The sequence below is a fragment of the Pseudomonas sp. TREG-RG-20F-10-E-6-01 genome (assembly GCF_022662455.1).
Classification (GTDB): Bacteria; Pseudomonadota; Gammaproteobacteria; order Pseudomonadales; family Pseudomonadaceae; genus Aquipseudomonas.
Genome location: NZ_JAKNQP010000004.1, coordinates 93,989 through 111,213 on the forward strand (window position 1 = coordinate 93,989; position 17,225 = coordinate 111,213).

12 protein-coding genes and 1 pseudogene are annotated in these 17,225 nt (G+C 62.7%); 12 read left to right on the top strand and 1 reads right to left on the bottom strand.

Going from position 1 to position 17,225, the window contains the following annotated elements; translation table 11 throughout:
- Positions 1-5: 5 nt before the first annotated feature.
- The 11 genes from treZ to L8K08_RS14595 all read left to right on the top strand — a co-directional run bounded on the left by treZ (position 6) and on the right by L8K08_RS14595 (position 14,288).
- Positions 6-1,751: a malto-oligosyltrehalose trehalohydrolase gene (gene treZ / locus L8K08_RS14545; protein WP_242198114.1), complete on the top strand. Its 1,746-nt coding sequence runs from the start codon at positions 6-8 to the stop codon at positions 1,749-1,751.
- Positions 1,748-3,832, top strand: coding sequence for a 4-alpha-glucanotransferase (malQ, locus tag L8K08_RS14550; protein WP_242198117.1), 2,085 nt, complete (start codon positions 1,748-1,750; stop codon positions 3,830-3,832). The genes treZ and malQ overlap by 4 nt, the downstream gene beginning before the upstream one ends.
- Positions 3,829-6,585: a malto-oligosyltrehalose synthase gene (locus L8K08_RS14555; RefSeq protein ID WP_242198119.1), complete on the top strand. Its 2,757-nt coding sequence runs from the start codon at positions 3,829-3,831 to the stop codon at positions 6,583-6,585. The genes malQ and L8K08_RS14555 overlap by 4 nt, the downstream gene beginning before the upstream one ends.
- 24 nt (positions 6,586-6,609) lie before the next feature.
- Positions 6,610-6,879, top strand: coding sequence for a DUF2934 domain-containing protein (locus L8K08_RS14560; protein WP_106579064.1), 270 nt, complete (start codon positions 6,610-6,612; stop codon positions 6,877-6,879).
- A 133-nt stretch (positions 6,880-7,012) separates the two neighbouring features.
- On the top strand, positions 7,013-9,169 hold the full coding sequence (gene glgX, locus L8K08_RS14565; RefSeq protein ID WP_242198123.1) for a glycogen debranching protein GlgX: 2,157 nt from the start codon (positions 7,013-7,015) through the stop codon (positions 9,167-9,169).
- A 1-nt stretch (position 9,170) separates the two neighbouring features.
- Complete coding sequence (locus tag L8K08_RS14570) at positions 9,171-10,169, top strand: acyl-CoA dehydrogenase family protein (protein WP_242198126.1); 999 nt, start codon at positions 9,171-9,173, stop codon at positions 10,167-10,169.
- The gene (locus tag L8K08_RS14575; protein ID WP_242198129.1) at positions 10,166-10,924 is read left to right on the top strand and encodes a PIG-L family deacetylase; all 759 of its coding nucleotides are present in this window, start codon (positions 10,166-10,168) and stop codon (positions 10,922-10,924) included. The genes L8K08_RS14570 and L8K08_RS14575 overlap by 4 nt, the downstream gene beginning before the upstream one ends.
- Positions 10,921-11,520 carry an SAM-dependent methyltransferase gene (locus tag L8K08_RS14580; protein WP_242198131.1) on the top strand — a complete coding sequence of 200 codons (600 nt, stop codon included), beginning with the start codon at positions 10,921-10,923 and terminating at the stop codon, positions 11,518-11,520. Before L8K08_RS14575 ends, L8K08_RS14580 begins: the two co-directional genes overlap by 4 nt.
- Positions 11,517-12,176 carry a glycosyltransferase gene (locus tag L8K08_RS14585; RefSeq protein WP_242198627.1) on the top strand — a complete coding sequence of 220 codons (660 nt, stop codon included), beginning with the start codon at positions 11,517-11,519 and terminating at the stop codon, positions 12,174-12,176. Before L8K08_RS14580 ends, L8K08_RS14585 begins: the two co-directional genes overlap by 4 nt.
- 178 nt (positions 12,177-12,354) lie before the next feature.
- Positions 12,355-13,116, top strand: a complete 762-nt coding sequence (locus tag L8K08_RS14590) for a PIG-L family deacetylase (RefSeq protein WP_242198133.1) — start codon at positions 12,355-12,357, stop codon at positions 13,114-13,116.
- Between the two features lie 77 nt (positions 13,117-13,193).
- On the top strand, positions 13,194-14,288 hold the full coding sequence (locus L8K08_RS14595) for an alpha/beta hydrolase (RefSeq protein ID WP_242198136.1): 1,095 nt from the start codon (positions 13,194-13,196) through the stop codon (positions 14,286-14,288).
- A 154-nt stretch (positions 14,289-14,442) separates the two neighbouring features.
- Here the strand turns inward: L8K08_RS14595 and L8K08_RS14600 are convergent.
- Positions 14,443-14,687, bottom strand: a pseudogene (locus L8K08_RS14600) (TOBE domain-containing protein); the annotation flags it as partial.
- 217 nt (positions 14,688-14,904) lie between these two features.
- Here L8K08_RS14600 and L8K08_RS14605 point away from each other — a divergent pair.
- Complete coding sequence (locus tag L8K08_RS14605) at positions 14,905-17,064, top strand: TonB-dependent siderophore receptor (RefSeq protein WP_242198139.1); 2,160 nt, start codon at positions 14,905-14,907, stop codon at positions 17,062-17,064.
- The last annotated feature ends 161 nt before the right edge of the window (positions 17,065-17,225 follow it).

Sequence of the window (17,225 nt, forward strand, 5' to 3'; positions counted from 1 at the left end):
CATAGATGCCGTCACGGACTCTGGAAACCTGGCCCCACGGCGCAATTATGCTGGACGCGCAACACACGCGTTTTGCCCTGTGGGCGCCAGACGCGTTTTATGTCAGCGTTGAATTGGAAGACGGCAAGTCCATCGCCATGTTGCCTCAGGCAGATGGCTGGTTTGAGGTAGAGATAAAGTGCCCGGCGGGCACTCGCTACCGCTACAACATCGACGGCGAAAACGATGTACCCGACCCGGCATCCAGGGCGCAAGCCCAGGATGTTCATGGTTGGAGCGTGGTTGTCGATCCACTCGCCTATCAGTGGCGCCACAGCCAATGGCAAGGCCGCCCATGGCACGAAGCGGTGATCTACGAGCTGCACGTGGGTGCGCTGGGTGGCTACGCCGCCGTACAAGCGCAACTGCCACGCCTGGCTGAACTGGGCGTCACTGCGATTGAATTGATGCCGTTGGCGCAATTTCCCGGCGAACGCAATTGGGGTTACGACGGGGTTCTGCCCTATGCGCCACACTCCTCTTATGGCTCGCCGGAACAGCTCAAGCAATTGATCGACAGCGCCCACGAACACGGCCTGGCGGTGATGCTCGATGTGGTTTACAACCACTTCGGCCCGGACGGCAACTACCTGGGCCAATACGCCAAAGGCTTCTTTCAAGAAGATGTGCACACGCCCTGGGGCGCTGGCATTGATTTTGATCGGCGCGAAGTGCGCGACTTCTTCCTCGACAATGCGTTGATGTGGTTGCTCGAATACCGCTTCGACGGCCTGCGTCTGGACGCGGTGCACGCGATCGACAATCCCGATTTTCTCAAGGAGCTGGCCCACCGTGTTCGCCAACAGGTAGACACAGGCCGGCACGTTTGGCTGGTGCTGGAAAACGAGCTGAACCAGGCCAGCCTGTTGAAAAACGATTTCGACGCGCAGTGGAACGATGACTTTCACAACGTGCTGCACGTATTGCTCACCGGCGAAACCGACGCCTATTACAGCGACTTTGCCGAAAACCCTACCGAAAAGCTGGCGCGCTGCCTGGGTGAAGGGTTCATCTATCAGGGCCACACCACCCGCCATGGCCATGAGCGCGGCGAACCCAGTGGGGACTTGCCGCCCAGCGCCTTCGTGGCGTTTTTGCAGAACCATGACCAGATCGGTAACCGCGCACTGGGCGAACGCCTGCATCAGCTGTGCTCACCGCAGGCGCTCAAGGCAGCCACGACGTTATTGCTGCTGTCGCCGATGATTCCGTTGCTGTTCATGGGTGATGAAGTGAACGCCGAGGAACCGTTCCTGTTTTTCACCGATCACCATGGCGAGCTCGCCGAAGCTGTGCGCGAAGGCCGGCGCAACGAGTTTGCCGATTTTGCCGCATTCAAGGACCCGCAAAGGCGCGAACACATTCCCGACCCGAACGCGCTGCCCACCTTTGTGCAATCAGCGCCCGTCTTCACCGAAAACCAACACGCTCAGTTCTACCGCCAACTGTTGAGCTTGCGCCACCAGCGGATCGTGCCGCACTTGCCCGGCAGCGTGGCCTTGGGTGCGCAAGTACTGGGGCAAGGCGCCGTCAGCGCGCGCTGGCGCCTGGGCAACGGCAGTGTGTTGCAGATTGACTTGAACCTGGGCGCAGAACCGCTGGATCACCCCGCGCCGCCGCACCTGCTATTTGAAACGCTTGCCGGTGAAGGGGCGCATTTGGCGCCCTTCAGCGCACGCGTTGCCCTATCCCCTGTTGGAGAGCACCTTTGAGCGAAGCGAACCTGGAAATACTCGCCAGCCGAGCGGGCCTGGCCGTCGATTGGATCGACGCAAACGGCCGCCCGCAACATGTAAAACCCGGCGCCTTGCGCGCCGTTCTCAAAGGTCTGGGCCACCCGGCCGATACCGATGCCGAAATCAACGCCAGCCTGCTCGAACTCGAACAGGTGCAGCAAGACAAGCACCTGCCGCCGTTGATGACCGTCGACAGCGGCGAAGGCCTCGACCTGGCACGCTACTTTGCCGCAGACACGCCCTGCCGCGTCAGCCTGGAAACCGGCGAAACCCTGGAGCTGCGCCTCGACGGTGATGCCGTGCTGCCAGGCGTCATCGCGCTGGGCTATCACCAGGTGCACATCGACGACCAGACCTTCACCCTGGCCGTGGCGCCCGCCCATTGCTACAGCGTGGCCGAAGCGGTTGACGCCCAACCCGCGCGCGCCTGGGGCCTGAGCGCCCAGCTGTATGCGCTGCGTCGTCTCGGCGACGGCGGTTTTGGCGACACACAGGCGTTGGAGCACATGGTCCGCGCCGCCGCCGAACGCGGCGCCGATGCCTTGGCGATCAGCCCGATGCACGCGATGTTCAGCGCCGACACCGAGCGCTTCAGCCCCTACTCGCCGTCCAGCCGCCTGTTTCTGAACAGCCTGTACGCCTCGCCTGCCTGCATTCTGGGCGAGCGCGAAGTGCGTAATGCCATCGACGCCTGCGGTTTGACCGAAGAACTGCACACGCTGGAACAACACACCCTGATCGACTGGCCCGCCGCCGCCAAGGCCAAGCAGCGCCTGTTGCGCGCCCTGTATGAAGACTTCCGCCACGGCGGACACCCCCAGCATGCCGATTTCCTGAGCTTTCGCCAGAACGGCGGTGAAGCCCTGGAGAACCACTGCCGCTTCGAAGCCGTGCAGGCCGTTCGCGCCGCCGCGGGAGAGGACCTCGACTGGCGGCACTGGCCCGAAGCCTGGCGCTCGCCGCAAAGCCCTGAGCTGGTTAAGTTCGCCGCTGAGCACCGTGACGAAATCGGCTTCTACGCGTTCAGCCAATGGCTGATCGCGCGTTGCCTGGAGCGTGCGCAGCAAGCGGCGCGTGGCAGCGGCATGGGCGTCGGCCTGATCGCCGACCTGGCCGTCGGCGCCGACGGCGGCGGCAGCCAGGCCTGGAGCCGCCAGGATGAATTGCTGGCGAACCTCACCGTGGGCGCGCCGCCCGATATTCTCAACCGCGCCGGTCAAGGTTGGGGCATCTCTGCGTTTTCCCCCGAGGGCCTCAAACGCAATGGCTTCCGCGCCTTTATCGAGATGCTGCGAGCCAACTTCGCCCATGCCGGCGGCCTGCGCATCGACCATGTGATGGGCCTGCAACGCCTGTGGGTGATCCCCATGGATGCCTCCCCGCGCGAGGGTGCGTACCTGTATTACCCGGTGGACGACCTGCTGCGGCTGCTGGCGCTGGAATCCCAGCGCCACAAGGCGATTGTGCTGGGTGAAGACCTCGGCACCGTGCCCGACGGCCTGCGCGAAAAACTCAGCGCGCGTTCGATTCTGGGCATGCGCGTGCTGCTGTTCGAACAAAATCACGATGGCCAGTTCAGGCCGATCCTCGACTGGCCGGACAACGCCTTGGCAACCACCAGCACCCACGACTTGCCGACCCTCAACGGTTGGTGGCACAGCCGCGACATCGAGTGGAATATCCAGCTCGGCCTGATCGACGCACCGACGGTCGAGCAATGGAGCGAACACCGCCTGCGCGAACGTCAGGCGCTGCGCCAGGCCTTGAGCCAGGACCCGCAGAACTTTGTCGATGAAATTCGCAACGATACCGACCACATGATCGACGCCAGCGTGCGCTACCTCGGCCATACCCGTGCGCCGCTGGTATTGCTGCCGCTGGAAGACGCGCTGGGCATCGAAGAACAAGCCAACCTGCCCGGCACCACTGACACCCATCCCAATTGGCGCCGTCGCCTGCCGGGCGAAGCCGCCAGCCTGCTCGACAACGCCGGCGCTGCCCGCCGCCTCGAACTGCTGGCCGTTGCGCGTAACCAAGCCTATGAGCGTGACCGATGAAAGCACTGCCCCTGCGCGCTACCCAGCGCCTGCAATTCCATAAAGGTTTTACCCTGGACGATGCGGTGCCTCTGGTGCCGTACTTCGCCCAGCTAGGCATCAGCCATTTGTACGCCTCACCGATACTCAGTGCCCGCGCCGGCTCCATGCACGGCTACGACGTGGTCGACCCGACGACCGTCAACCCCGAACTGGGCGGCGAGCCGGCCTTGCGTCGCCTGGTCGCTGCGCTGCGTGAACACCAGATGGGGCTGATCCTCGATATCGTCTCCAACCATATGGCCGTGGGTGGCGCGGACAACCCGTGGTGGCTGGACCTGCTCGAATGGGGACGCCTGAGCCCCTACAGCGAGTTCTTCGATATTCAGTGGCACTCGCCAGACCCGTTGCTCAAAGGCCAACTGCTGATGCCGTTCTTGGGCAGCGACTACGGCGAGGCCCTGCAAACCGGCACGCTGACGCTGCATTTCGACGCTGAGCATGGGGCGTTTTACGTCGAGCATTACGAACACCGCTTCCCGATCTGCCCGCGCGACTACGCATTGATCCTCGGCGCCGACGAGCCGCTCCGGCCGCTGGCCGAGCGTTTCAGCGCGCTGGCCTGTCAGGATGATGCCTACCACGAAGCCGCCTGGCTCAAGCAGGCGCTGGCCGAACGCGCGACCGAAAGCGACGTGCGCCAGGCCATCGAGCAACGTCTGGGCGAGTTCGACGCGCGCCAGCCCGAGGGTTTCAATCGTCTGCATCAATTGCTCGAAGAACAAGTCTACCGGCTCGCCAGCTGGCGCACGGCGGCGGACGATATCAACTGGCGGCGCTTCTTTGATGTCAACGAGTTGGGCGGCTTGCGCGTCGAACGCAAGGCGGTGTTCGAGGCCACCCATGGCAAGATTTTCGAGCTGATCAGCGAAGGCCTGATCGATGGCTTGCGCATCGACCATATCGACGGCCTGGCCGACCCACGCGGTTACTGCCGCAAGCTGCGGCGTCGGGTTGATTCACTGGCGCCCGAACGGCACTTGCCGATCTTCGTGGAAAAAATCCTCGGTGAAGGCGAAACCCTGCGCGAAGACTGGAACGTGGACGGCACCACCGGCTACGAATTCATGAACCAGCTGTCGTTGCTGCAGCACGATCCTCAAGGCTTCGAGCCGCTTGCCGAGTTGTGGACCCGCCACAGCGGACGGCCAGCGGCGTTTATCGAAGAAGCCTGGCTGGCGCGCCAGCAGATCCTGAATGGCTCGCTGGCCGGTGACTTCGAAAGCGTGGCCCAGGCCCTGCTGCAAGTGGCCCGTGACGATGTGATGACCCGTGACCTGACCCTGGGCGCGATCCGCCGCGCCTTGCAGGAGCTGATCGTGCACTTCCCGGTGTACCGCACTTACATCAGCGCCCGTGGCCGCAGCGAAAACGATGACGTGTTTTTCCTGCAAGCCCTGGCCGGTGCCCGCAGCACCTTGAGCGAAGGCGACTGGCCGGTGCTCGATCACCTGGAAAAATGGCTGGGTGGCCAGCCGTGGCGCCATCGCCCGATCGGGCGTGAGCGCAAGATACTCAAGCATGCCTGTGTGCGCTTCCAGCAACTGACCTCTCCGGCCGCGGCCAAGGCCGTGGAAGACACCGCGTTCTATCGCTCGGCAGTACTGCTGTCGCGCAATGACGTGGGTTTCAGCACCGAGCAGTTCAGTGCGCCGGTGGCGGCGTTTCACACCGTCAACCAACAGCGCTTGCAGACCTTTCCCGACAACCTGCTGGCCACCGCCACCCACGACCACAAGCGCGGCGAAGATACCCGCGCACGCCTGGCGGTATTGAGTGAATGCGCGCCGTGGTATGTCGAACAGGTCGAGCATTGGCGCACCCTCGCCGCCCCGTTGCGCGAGGATGCCAATAGCCCGTCGGCCGGTGACGAGCTGATCCTGTATCAAGTATTGCTGGGCAGTTGGCCACTGGACCTGCACCTGGACGTCGAGAACTACCAGCAGCGCCTCTGGCAATGGCAGCAAAAGGCCCTGCGCGAAGCCAAGTTGCAAAGCAGCTGGAGCGCACCGAACGAGGCCTATGAACAAGGCGTCGAGGCGTTTCTCTCGCGCTTGTTGCTCAGCGAGGCCGGCAGCGCGTTGCGCACCGCCCTGGGCAATGCCGCTCACGCGATTGCCGCGGCGGGCGCAATCAACAGCCTGGCGCAATCCTTGCTTCGTATCACCGTGCCGGGTGTGCCGGACTTGTATCAGGGCGATGAGTTCTGGGACTTCAGCCTGGTGGACCCGGACAACCGTCGTCCGGTGGACTTCAGCGCACGGCAACAAGCGCTGAACACACCGCCGGACATCCCTGAACTGTTGTCCAACTGGCGCGACGGGCGCGTCAAGCAAGCGCTGATTGCCCAAGTGCTGGCGTTGCGCAAGGCGAACCCCGAGATCTTCCGCAGCGTCCGCTACACACCGCTGGAGGTCACCGGCACGTACGCAGAACACGTGGTCGCATTCTGTCGCGAACATGAAGGCAAACGCCTGGTGGTGGTGGTGCCGCGCTGGCCTCATCGCCTGCTGGAAAACGGTGAGCGGCCCCACATCAACGCGCAGGTTTGGGGCGATACGCGGGTGAAATTACCGTTCGCCGCGACAACGCAAAACTGGAAGGGACTTTTTCATACAGGCGCAGTCACACCAAACAAGGAGCTGTTGATCAGCGCTGCCCTGGGGGATTTCCCGGTCAATGTCTTTATCAATCCTGATGATCAAGAAAGCTGAAACTTTTCTGTGAGGAGCATTGTGATGAGTACTGAAGACAAACGTATTCGCGAGTTGGCGCATCAGATCTGGGAATCCGAGGGCAAGCCCCACGGAGAGGACACCCGCCACTGGGAGATGGCGCGCAAACTGGCCGAAGCCGAAGCGCTGACGCCGAGCAAGCCCAAGGCCGCTGCCAAGCCGAAAACCGCGCCCAAGCCTGCGCCCAAAGCCAAGCCGCCAGCACCGGCGGCGAGCAAACCGGCGCCGCCTGCGGCGAAAAAGCCCGCAGCACCGAAAAAACCCAAGCCTTAAGCGTCACGACCTTACGGGCCTCCTCCCGGCGCTGCCGGCAGGAGGTTCCCTTTTGAATATCCACTGCGTCAGCTGAACGATCGCCAGCACGGTCGCGCTCGGCCCGAAAAAAGACCCTTGCAGGAGCAACTCAATGAGCAAACCAGAAAAAAAACAACCGACGCCGGAAAACGAGCCGTCGCGGATTCGTGAAGGTTTGCCCTTCCCCCTCGGCGCCACCTGGGACGGCCTGGGCGTCAACTTTGCGCTGTTCTCGGCCAACGCCACCAAAGTTGAACTGTGCCTGTTTGACGACACCGGCGAAGTTGAGCTGGAACGTATCGAACTGCCCGAATACACCGACGAAACCTTCCACGGTTACCTGCCCGACGCCCACCCTGGGCTGATTTACGGCTACCGCGTATACGGTGCATACGACCCGGCCAATGGTCACCGCTTCAACCACAACAAATTGCTGATCGACCCCTATGCCAAACAGCTGGTGGGCGAACTCAAATGGTCCGAAGCGTTGTTCGGCTACACCATCGGCCACCCCGACGACGACCTCAGTTTCGACGAACGCGACAGCGCGCCCTTCGTGCCCAAGTGCAAGGTCATCGACCCGGCGCACACCTGGGGCAACGACCAGCCGGTGCGGGTGCCATGGGACCGCACGATCATTTATGAAACCCACCTGCGCGGCATCAGCATGCGCCATCCTTCGGTTGGCGAGTCGGTGCGCGGCACCTGCGCCGGGCTGATGGAAGATGACGTGCTCAAGCACATCCGCCAGCTGGGTGTGTCGTCGGTGGAATTGCTGCCCGTGCATGCATTCGTCAACGACCAGCACTTGCTGCAAAAAGGCATGACCAACTACTGGGGCTACAACAGCATCGCCTTCTTCGCCCCGGACCCGCGCTACCTGGCCAGCGGCAAGATCGCCGAGTTCAAGGAAATGGTCGCGCACCTGCACGAAGCCAAGCTGGAAGTGATCCTCGACGTGGTCTACAACCACACCGCCGAAGGCAACGAGCGTGGCCCGACCCTGTCCATGCGCGGCATCGACAACGCCTCCTACTATCGCCTGATGCCTGACGACAAGCGCTTCTACATCAACGATTCCGGAACCGGCAACACCCTGGACCTGAGCCACCCGTGCGTGCTGCAAATGGTCACCGATTCCTTGCGTTACTGGGCCACCGAGATGCACGTGGACGGTTTCCGCTTTGACCTGGCGACCATTCTGGGCCGTTACCGCGATGGCTTCGACGAACGCCACAGCTTCCTCGTGGCCTGCCGCCAGGACCCGGTGCTGCGCCAGGTGAAAATGATCGCCGAACCCTGGGACTGCGGCCCCGGTGGCTACCAAGTGGGCAAATTCCCGCCGGGTTGGGTGGAATGGAACGACCGTTTCCGCGACACCGTGCGCGCGTTCTGGAAAGGCGACGACGGCCAGCTGGCAGACTTCGCTGCACGCATGACGGCGTCCGGCGAGATGTTCAACCAGCGTGGTCGACGCCCGTACAGCTCGGTGAACTTCATCACCGCCCACGATGGCTTCACCTTGCACGACCTGGTGTCGTACAACGACAAGCACAACGAAGCCAACGACGAAAACAACCAGGACGGCAGCAACAACAACCTGTCCTGGAACCATGGCGTCGAAGGGCCTACTGAAGACCCGGAAATCAACGCGCTGCGCCTGCGCCAGATGCGCAACTTTTTTGCCACCCTGCTCTTGGCCCAAGGCACACCGATGCTGGTGGCCGGTGACGAGTTCGCACGCACCCAGCACGGCAACAACAATGCCTACTGCCAGGACAGCGAGATCGGCTGGGTCAACTGGGAGCTGGACGACGACGGCAAGGCGTTGCTCAAGTTTGTGAAACGCCTGATCAAGCTGCGCTTGGCGTATCCGATCCTGCGCCGTGGACGCTTCCTGGTGGGTGACTACAACGAAGACATCGGGGTGAAGGATGTCACCTGGCTGGCGCCGGATGGCAACGAGATGACCACCGAACAGTGGCAAGACAGCCATGGCCGCTGCCTGGGTATGCTGATGGATGGCCGCGCCCAGGAAACCGGGATTCGCCGCCCGGGTGGCGATGCGACGTTGCTGCTGGTGGTCAACGCCCACCACGACATGGTCAATTTCCGCCTGCCACCGGTGCCTGAAGGCGAGTTCTGGACCTGCATGCTCGACACCAATGAGCCGGCGGTGCGCGGCCAGGAGCGCTTTGATTTCGAGCACGAGTACGCGGTCACCGGCCGCTCGCTGTTGCTGTTTGAACTGCAGCACGACGAGGTGTGAAATGGCGTTGCATGGATTCCTTCAAAGCTACCGGGGCTATGCGGACACGCACGCTTTGGGCCAAGCCCTGAAGGCACTTCAGGAAGAAGGCCTGGACCAGCTGCCGTTACCCGGCAGTGGCCAGACGCTGGAGCGATTCAGTCGTCTGGCCCAGGTGGCGGGCCACGATCTGCGCCTGTGCAAGTTGTTCGAAGGCCACACCGATGCCTTGGCGATCATTGCCGAACTCGACAGCCCCCTGCCGCCTTTGGGCAGCTTGTGGGGCATGTGGGCGGCCGAACCGCCGACAGCCAAGGTGCGTGTGCACCGTGATGGCCATCGGTTGATCATCGAGGGGCGCAAGGCCTGGTGTTCCGGGGCGGCGGTGGTCAGTCATGGCTTGCTGACCGCCTGGGACGACGAAGACCGTCAGCAACTGGTTGCCGTGGACATGGATCAGCCCGGCATTACCGTCACCAATGAAGGCTGGAACGCCGTGGGCATGGCCGCCACTTGCAGCGTCGAGATTGTGTTCGACGGGGCCAAGGGTATTGCCGTCGGCGGGCCGGGTGATTACCTGTCCCGCCCTGGCTTCTGGCAAGGCGGGATTGGCATTGCCGCCTGCTGGTACGGCGGCGCGCAACGCCTGGCCGAGGTGTTGCGCGAGCAATGCAGCAAGCGCCCCGAGCCCCATGCCCTCGCCCACCTGGGCGCGGTGGACAGCGTGCTCAACAGTGCGGCCTGTGTATTGCGTGACAGTGCCGAACAGGTTGACCGCGCGCCACGGGCGGATGCACGGCTGCTGGCGCAGCAGGTGCGCGCCTGCATCGAAGATACCGTCGAGCAGGTCATCCACCATGTGGGCCGCGCGGCAGGTGCCGGGCCTTATTGCAAAGACCCGCACTTTGCCCAGTTGATGGCCGACCTGCCGGTGTACGTGCGCCAGAGCCATGCGGAACGCGACCTGGCGGCGTTGGGCGAACAGGTGGCCGAGCAGCCCACAGGGAGGTGGCAGTTATGAAACCCAATCCAATCGTAGGCCAGGGCACGCCACTGCATCAGTGGCAAGCCTCGTCGCACATGGCCGAACTGCCGCACATCAGCGTCGAACAGTTAGTACCCGAAGGGCATCGGGCAGTCATTATTGCCCCGCATCCGGACGATGAAGTGCTCGGTTGCGGCGGCCTGCTGCAAGGCCTGGCAGCCATCGGCCGGCCGATTCAGCTGATTTCGGTGACCGATGGCAGCGCCAGCCATCCGGGCTCCCAGCGCTGGCCGGTGGAGCGCCTGAGTGTGGTGCGCCCGCAGGAATCAGCCCAAGCATTGCACCGCCTGGGTTTGCCGTTGCACAGCCTCAAATGGCTGCGCGCAGGATTCAGCGACAGTCAGGTGGCGGCGCAGGAAGACCAACTGAGCACGTTTATCCAACGCTACCTCAAACCCACCGACGTGGTATTCACCACCTGGCGCGAAGATGGGCATTGCGACCATGAGGCCGTCGGCCGCGCCAGTGCAAAGGCCGCGCATGCGGTCGGCGCGACCCTGTATGAATTGCCGGTATGGACCTGGCACTGGGCAACCCCCGAAGACAGCCAGGTGCCCTGGCACCGCGCGCGCAAAATCCCGCTGACGCCCGAAACGGTGGCGCGTAAGCGACATGCCATCCACGCGTTTGCCAGCCAGTTGGAGGGCGACCCGCAGATCGGCCTGCCGCCTGTGCTCGCGCCTTATGTGGTGGAACGCCTGCTGCAGCCTTTTGAAGTGGTGTTTGTATGAGCGTGGCCACGCCGTATTTCGACCAACTGTTCGCCGGCAATGATGACCCTTGGGCATTTCGCCAACGCTGGTACGAGCAGCGCAAACGCGCGCTGACCTTGGCGGCGCTGACCCGCCCGCGTTATGCGTCGATATTCGAACCCGGTTGCGCCAACGGCGAGCTGAGCGCCGAATTGGCGCCGCGCTGTGACCACCTGGTGTGTTGTGACACGGCCAGTGCCGCAGTGGCATTGGCAAAAACCCGGTTGCTGGGGTTCCCCCATGCCGAGGTGCAGCAAAGTCGTTTGCCGGAACAGTGGCCGACCGGCTCGTTCGAACTGATCGTGTTGAGCGAGCTGTGCTACTACCTGGATGCCGATGATTTGCACCGCCTGGTTGACTGCGCCCTTGGCGCCTTGACCGAAGACGGGCAACTGCTTGCCTGTCACTGGCGCCCCCGCATTGAAGGTTGCCCGCAGACCGCTGAACAGGTGCATACCCTGCTGCAGCAACGGCTGGGTATGCCGCCGGTGGTGCAGCATCACGAAAGTGATTTCCTGCTCGACCTGTGGAGTCGCGACAGTACCTCGGTCGCCACCCTGGAGGGGCTGCGATAATCGGCGTTCTGATCCCGGTGCATAACGAAGAGGCGCTGCTGGGCGAATGCCTGAAGGCCGCCCTGGTTGCTGCCCGCCATCCGGGGCTGCTCGGCGAAGCGGTTCAGATCCTCACCGTGCTCGACAGCTGCAACGATGGCAGTGCGGCGATCGTGCAAGCCTATGCGGTGCACAGCCTGCACGTGCAGGCGCGCAATGTCGGGCAGGTGCGCGGTGTGGGTGCGCGGCACTTGCTGAATCAAGGTGCACGCTGGATTTCGTGCACGGACGCCGACAGCCGCGTCGCCTCTGACTGGCTGGTGGCGCAATTGGCGCTGGGTGTTGACGCGGTGTGCGGCACCGTGACCGTGGACGCCTGGAGTGAAGGCTTCGACCCCGCGGCGAAAATTCGCTACACCCAGGCCTACCAGGCCCGAGACGGCCATCGGCATGTTCACGGCGCCAATCTGGGCGTGAGTGCTGGCGCCTATGTGCAGGCCGGCGGGTTCGAGCCCCTGGCGTGCCACGAAGATGTGCAACTGGTGCGCAATCTGGAGCGTTGCGGCGCGTCCATCGCCTGGAGTCACAGGCCACAGGTGATTACCAGTGGCCGGCTCGACTGCCGCGCCCAAGGCGGGTTTGGTGACTATTTGAAGAGCCTCATGCAGGCCAGCTGAAAAAATCAACATTTCACGATGTAAAACCCATGAATCCTTGACTATGCTGATAGCGCCTTGCCGGTATTCCAGGGTTGGAGTACCGCGCATCACCGCAGCGGAGTCTGCGGCGAACAAAAAGAGCGTCGTCCCGTCAACGGGGTACGGCCCAGCATCAATCGACAAGGATGTGACACCCATGAAGCCTGCCTCCTTAAGCGAGGGCCGCCGCGGTCCCGCGCAAATCTGGAACAGCGCGCCACAGTTGGCGCAAATTCCCGCTATCCCTCCTTCTTCACTGGTGCCGCCCGGTGCACGCGTGGTGGTGATTGCTCCGCACCCTGGCGATGAAGTGCTGGCGTGTGGAGGGCTGCTGCAACTGTTCAGTACTCTGGAGCACCCGCTGCTGCTGATCTCGATCACCGATGGCAGCGCCAGCCATCCGGGGTCTCACGCATGGCCGGCGAGCCGCCTGAGTGTGATTCGCCCCCAGGAAAGCGCCGAGGCGTTGCGCCGGCTGGGGATGCCGCTGCACAGCTTGAAGTGGATTCGCGGCGGTTTTCGTGACGACGCCCTGGCGAGCAGTGAACAGCCGATGAGCCAGTTCATTGCGCGTTACCTGCAGCCGGGCGACGTGGTGTTCACCACGTGGCGCAACGACGGCAATGACGACCACGACGCCGTCGGCCGTGCCAGCGCCAAGGCCTGCGGCCTGATCGGCGCGCGGCTTTATGAACTGCCCATCTGGGCCTGGCACAGTCCGGCGCGTGAAGCGGCGATGATGCCTTGGCAACGGGCGCATAAGGTGCGTCTGGACAGCTGGAGTGTCGCGCGCAAACTTCACGCCGCTCATGCCTACGCCAGCCAATTGGTCGGCGACCCGACCATCGGGCTCGCGCCGATGCTCGCCCAGGAACTGCTGGAGCGCATGCGCGAGCCGTATGAGATCGTGTTCGCGTAGCGCGGGCGGATATGTATCGCAGTGTGTACAGCAGGCGTGGCGATACACAGCGTTTAACCCGAGACCGTTCCTGAAATATGCGCGATACAGCGCAGCGGTCAACTGAGTGTCAGGCACCCATCAGCCGCAGGAGGCTCGCCTTGCACACTCTGTTGACCCGTCGCTCCAAACACCGTCCGCTTTTTCTGGCATTGGCCTTGTTGCCATTCGGCGCCCTGGGCGTGGCGCACGCTGAAATGCCCGAGCCGCCAACGCCGGCCAGCCATGACCAGTCCGCCTTCGGCGCGCTCAAGCACGTCAAGGCCGGGGTGCTCGATGTGGCCTACGCCGACATTGGCCCGGGCAACGGTCAGGTGGTGATCCTGCTGCACGGCTGGCCCTACGACATCGACAGTTACGCCAACGTCGCGCCGCGGCTGGCGGCCAAAGGCTACCGCGTGTTGATCCCGTATGCCCGCGGCTATGGCGCCACGCGTTTCGTGTCGGATAAAACCCTGCGCAACGGTGAACCGGCGGCGTTGGCACAGGACGTGATCGACTTCATGGACGCGCTGAAGATCAAGCAGGCGGTACTCGGTGGGTACGACTGGGGCGCGCGCTCGGCGGATATCGTCTCGGCGCTGTGGCCGGAGCGGGTCAAGGCATTGGTGTCTGTCAGCGGCTACCTGATCGGCAACCAGGCTGCCGGCCAGCAACCGCTGCCGCCCAAGGCGGAATTGCAGTGGTGGTACCAGTTCTACTTCGCCACCGAGCGCGGCGCCGCCGGCTACCAGAAAAACACCCACGAATTTGCCAGGCTGATCTGGCAAACCGCTTCGCCGAAGTGGGCCTTTGACGACGCCACGTTCGCGCGCAGCGCCAAAGGCCTGGATAACCCTGATCACGTCGCTATTACCGTTTTCAACTACCGTTGGCGCCTGGGTTTGGTGCAAGGCGAGGCGCAATACGACGCGCTGGAACAGCGACTGGCCCAGTCGCCCACCATCGGCGTGCCGACCATCACCCTCGAAGGCGACGCCAATGGCGCACCGCACCCGCAACCCGAGGACTACGCCAAGCGCTTCACCGGCAAGTACCAATTTCGCCTGATCAATGGCGGAATCGGCCACAACCTGCCGCAGGAAGCACCGGCAGCGTTCGCCAAGGCCGTGTTCGACGCCGATCACCTGTGACCTTATCGCGACGACCTGGCGCGGGTACCGACCTTGGGCGGGGCGTGTTTTTTGCTGCTCAGCGCACGGCTGTAGGGGAATGGCACTCTCTGGCTTGAACAGTGTTACCAATTGAACACGGTGGTCCGAATGGACTCGGGCCACCGTGTGTTGATCAGGCCGGCACGCCGAGAATGATGTGCGAGGCGTTGATCACCGCTGTCGCGATGACGCCTGGCGCCAAACCCAACTCCCCCACCGCGTCGCGGGTGACGATGGCGTAAACCTTCGAAACCACCGGCCAATTCGATCACCACTTCGGCGTTCACCGCACCGTCGTTGACGCTCAGTACCGTGCCTTCCAGGCAGTTGCGCGCCAGTCATCAACATCACCCACGGCGCCTTGATCAGTGCCACGGCAACAACTCCAGTGTCCCGTCTGCCGGCGTTGTGCACCTGTATTGGCTGCCTGTCGTCGCCCGAGCTGGCGACAAGCCCGCATCGACAATGTGAAAAATTTGTTAAGCATTTAACGTCAAAGGCTTTTTTGCTCGGATCCAATCTGACACACTGATGCGAATAATTATCATCATCTTTGTTATTCGCTAGGGACGGCGCTTTCGGGAGAGTCGGTTTCATGTCTGTGCAACAACACGGCGGTAAAGGTTTTTCACCCAATTTGATCGCGATGGCCATCTGTATTGCCAGCTCACAAGCGGCCTTCGCCGCCGATACGCAGCAGCCAGCCGACGTTGTCGAGTTGGGTGCAACGCAGATCAACACCGAGCAACAACTCGGCGCGACCACCGAAGGCAGCCCGTCCTACACCACCGGCTCGATGGCCACGGCAACCAAACTTCCACTGACGATGCGCGAAACCCCACAGGCCGTCACAGTCATCACGCGACAGCGTATGGATGACCAGGCGATGACCAGCATCAACGACGTGGTCAAGGCCACGCCCGGGTTGTTCCTGAATTTCTCCAACGGCCCTGGCCGGCAGTCGTACACCTCGCGCGGTTTCGACATCGACAACCTGATGTATGACGGCATTCCCAGCGGCTACAACGGGGTCTCGGTCGGCGCCCAGCCGAACCTGGCCATGTTCGACCGCGTCGAGGTAGTGCGCGGCGCAACAGGTCTGGTCACCGGTGCCGGCAACCCTTCAGCCGCCATCAACCTGATCCGCAAGCGGCCGCTGGACGAGCAGAAAGTCACCCTCACCGGTGCCGCCGGCAGCTGGGACAATTACCGTGGCGAGCTGGACGCCTCCAGCCCGCTCAACGACAGCGGCACATTGCGCGGCCGGGTGGTCACCTCTTACGGTGATGCCAACAGCTTCATCGATAAAGTCCAGGAAGATCACGGCCTTTTCTACGCCGTCACCGAAGCGGATTTGAGCGAAGACACCACCCTGACCCTGGGTTTCTCCAACCAGAAGGACAAGACCAACTACTTCTGGGGATCGGCGATGGTCGGTCAGGACGGCCATCACCTGGACCTGCCGCGCTCCTACAACCCCGGCACTCGCTGGGAGAACAAGGACCAGGAAATCAACACGGTGTTCGCCGAGCTGCGTCAGCGCCTGGCCAACGACTGGAGCCTTCAAGTCAACGCCAACTACGCCGAACAGAACGCGTTGTTTTCAGGCTCCTACCAGTCGCGCTGGGTCAACAATACACCGGCCCGCACGGTCTACCAGGCGGCCTACGATGAAAACCAGGCCGGCATCGACGCCTTTGCCAGCGGCCCTTTCCAGGCGTTCGGGCGTACCCATGAACTGGTGGTGGGCGCCAGCAAGCGCATCTACGACCTGACCACCCACAGCTACAGCCCGTACGACACCAACTGGCCACTCACCGCCGGCAAGCCGGACTTCGTCCACACCGACAACCAGCGCGAAGTCACCACTCAGGATGGCGTCTACGTCACCACGCGCCTGAGCCTGGCCGACCCGTTGAAGCTGATCCTCGGCGGGCGCCTTGACTGGTATGACTACGACAACCGTGACGGCGACGGTGATTATCATGTCACCCGCAACCTCACCCGCTACGCAGGTTTGATCTACGAGCTGGACGACCATCATTCGGTCTACGTCAGCTACAGCGACATCTTCACGCCGCAAAGTGAAAAGGACACGTCCGGTAAGCCGGTCAAGCCGATTGTCGGCAAGAACTACGAGGTCGGCATCAAGGGCGAATACCTGGGCGGCGCGCTGAATGCGAGCCTGGCGCTGTTCCGCGTCGACCAGGAAAACCGGGCGGTGCAAGTGTTCGTGCCGAACTGCCCGCAGGCCTCCTGCAACGAAGCCTCCGGCGAAATTCGCAGCGAGGGTATCGACGTCGAATTGCAAGGCGCGTTAACCGAGAACTGGCAGGTCGGCGGTGGCTACACCTACGCCCGCACGCACACCATCAAGGATGATGCCAACCCGCAGAAGGTCAACAAGCAGTACGACACCGACACGCCAGAACAGCTGTTCAAACTGACCACGCGCTACAACCTTCAGGGCCCGCTGGAAAAATTCCGCGTGGGCGGCAACGTCTCCTGGCAGAGCCGCATGTACAACGACCTTGCCCTCGCGGACGGCAGTAAATACCGGCTCAAACAGGGCAGCTATGCCGTCACCGACCTGATGGCCGGCTACCAGGTCAACCAGCACCTGGACCTGCAGCTCAACGCCAACAACATCTTCGACCGTCGCTACTACTCGACCATCGCCAACTCGGTGAGCTACGGCGGTGACGCGTACGGCAACCCACGCAACATGATGCTGACCGCCAAGTACACCTTCTGATCATCATCGCAGCCTCGGCTATCCGTTCGGGTAGCCGTTCTTAAAGTCCCGTTCAAGGATGCCGATAACGTTCTGGCATCCCTGAATCAAAAAACACACGAATACCTGCTTCACTCCACCGGCGGCCCGTCGTGGCACGCCGCATGCTTGCCTATTACCCG

What these genes read in the sequence shown, in the direction of transcription:
- treZ (WP_242198114.1), top strand. Translation starts at nt 6, where the DNA reads ATGCCGTCACGGACTCTGGAAACCTGGCCCCACGGCGCAATTATGCTG.
- L8K08_RS14555 (WP_242198119.1), top strand. Translation starts at nt 3,829, where the DNA reads ATGAAAGCACTGCCCCTGCGCGCTACCCAGCGCCTGCAATTCCATAAA.
- L8K08_RS14560 (WP_106579064.1), top strand. Translation starts at nt 6,610, where the DNA reads ATGAGTACTGAAGACAAACGTATTCGCGAGTTGGCGCATCAGATCTGG.
- glgX (WP_242198123.1), top strand. Translation starts at nt 7,013, where the DNA reads ATGAGCAAACCAGAAAAAAAACAACCGACGCCGGAAAACGAGCCGTCG.
- L8K08_RS14570 (WP_242198126.1), top strand. Translation starts at nt 9,171, where the DNA reads ATGGCGTTGCATGGATTCCTTCAAAGCTACCGGGGCTATGCGGACACG.
- L8K08_RS14575 (WP_242198129.1), top strand. Translation starts at nt 10,166, where the DNA reads ATGAAACCCAATCCAATCGTAGGCCAGGGCACGCCACTGCATCAGTGG.
- L8K08_RS14580 (WP_242198131.1), top strand. Translation starts at nt 10,921, where the DNA reads ATGAGCGTGGCCACGCCGTATTTCGACCAACTGTTCGCCGGCAATGAT.
- L8K08_RS14590 (WP_242198133.1), top strand. Translation starts at nt 12,355, where the DNA reads ATGAAGCCTGCCTCCTTAAGCGAGGGCCGCCGCGGTCCCGCGCAAATC.
- L8K08_RS14595 (WP_242198136.1), top strand. Translation starts at nt 13,194, where the DNA reads ATGCGCGATACAGCGCAGCGGTCAACTGAGTGTCAGGCACCCATCAGC.
- L8K08_RS14605 (WP_242198139.1), top strand. Translation starts at nt 14,905, where the DNA reads ATGTCTGTGCAACAACACGGCGGTAAAGGTTTTTCACCCAATTTGATC.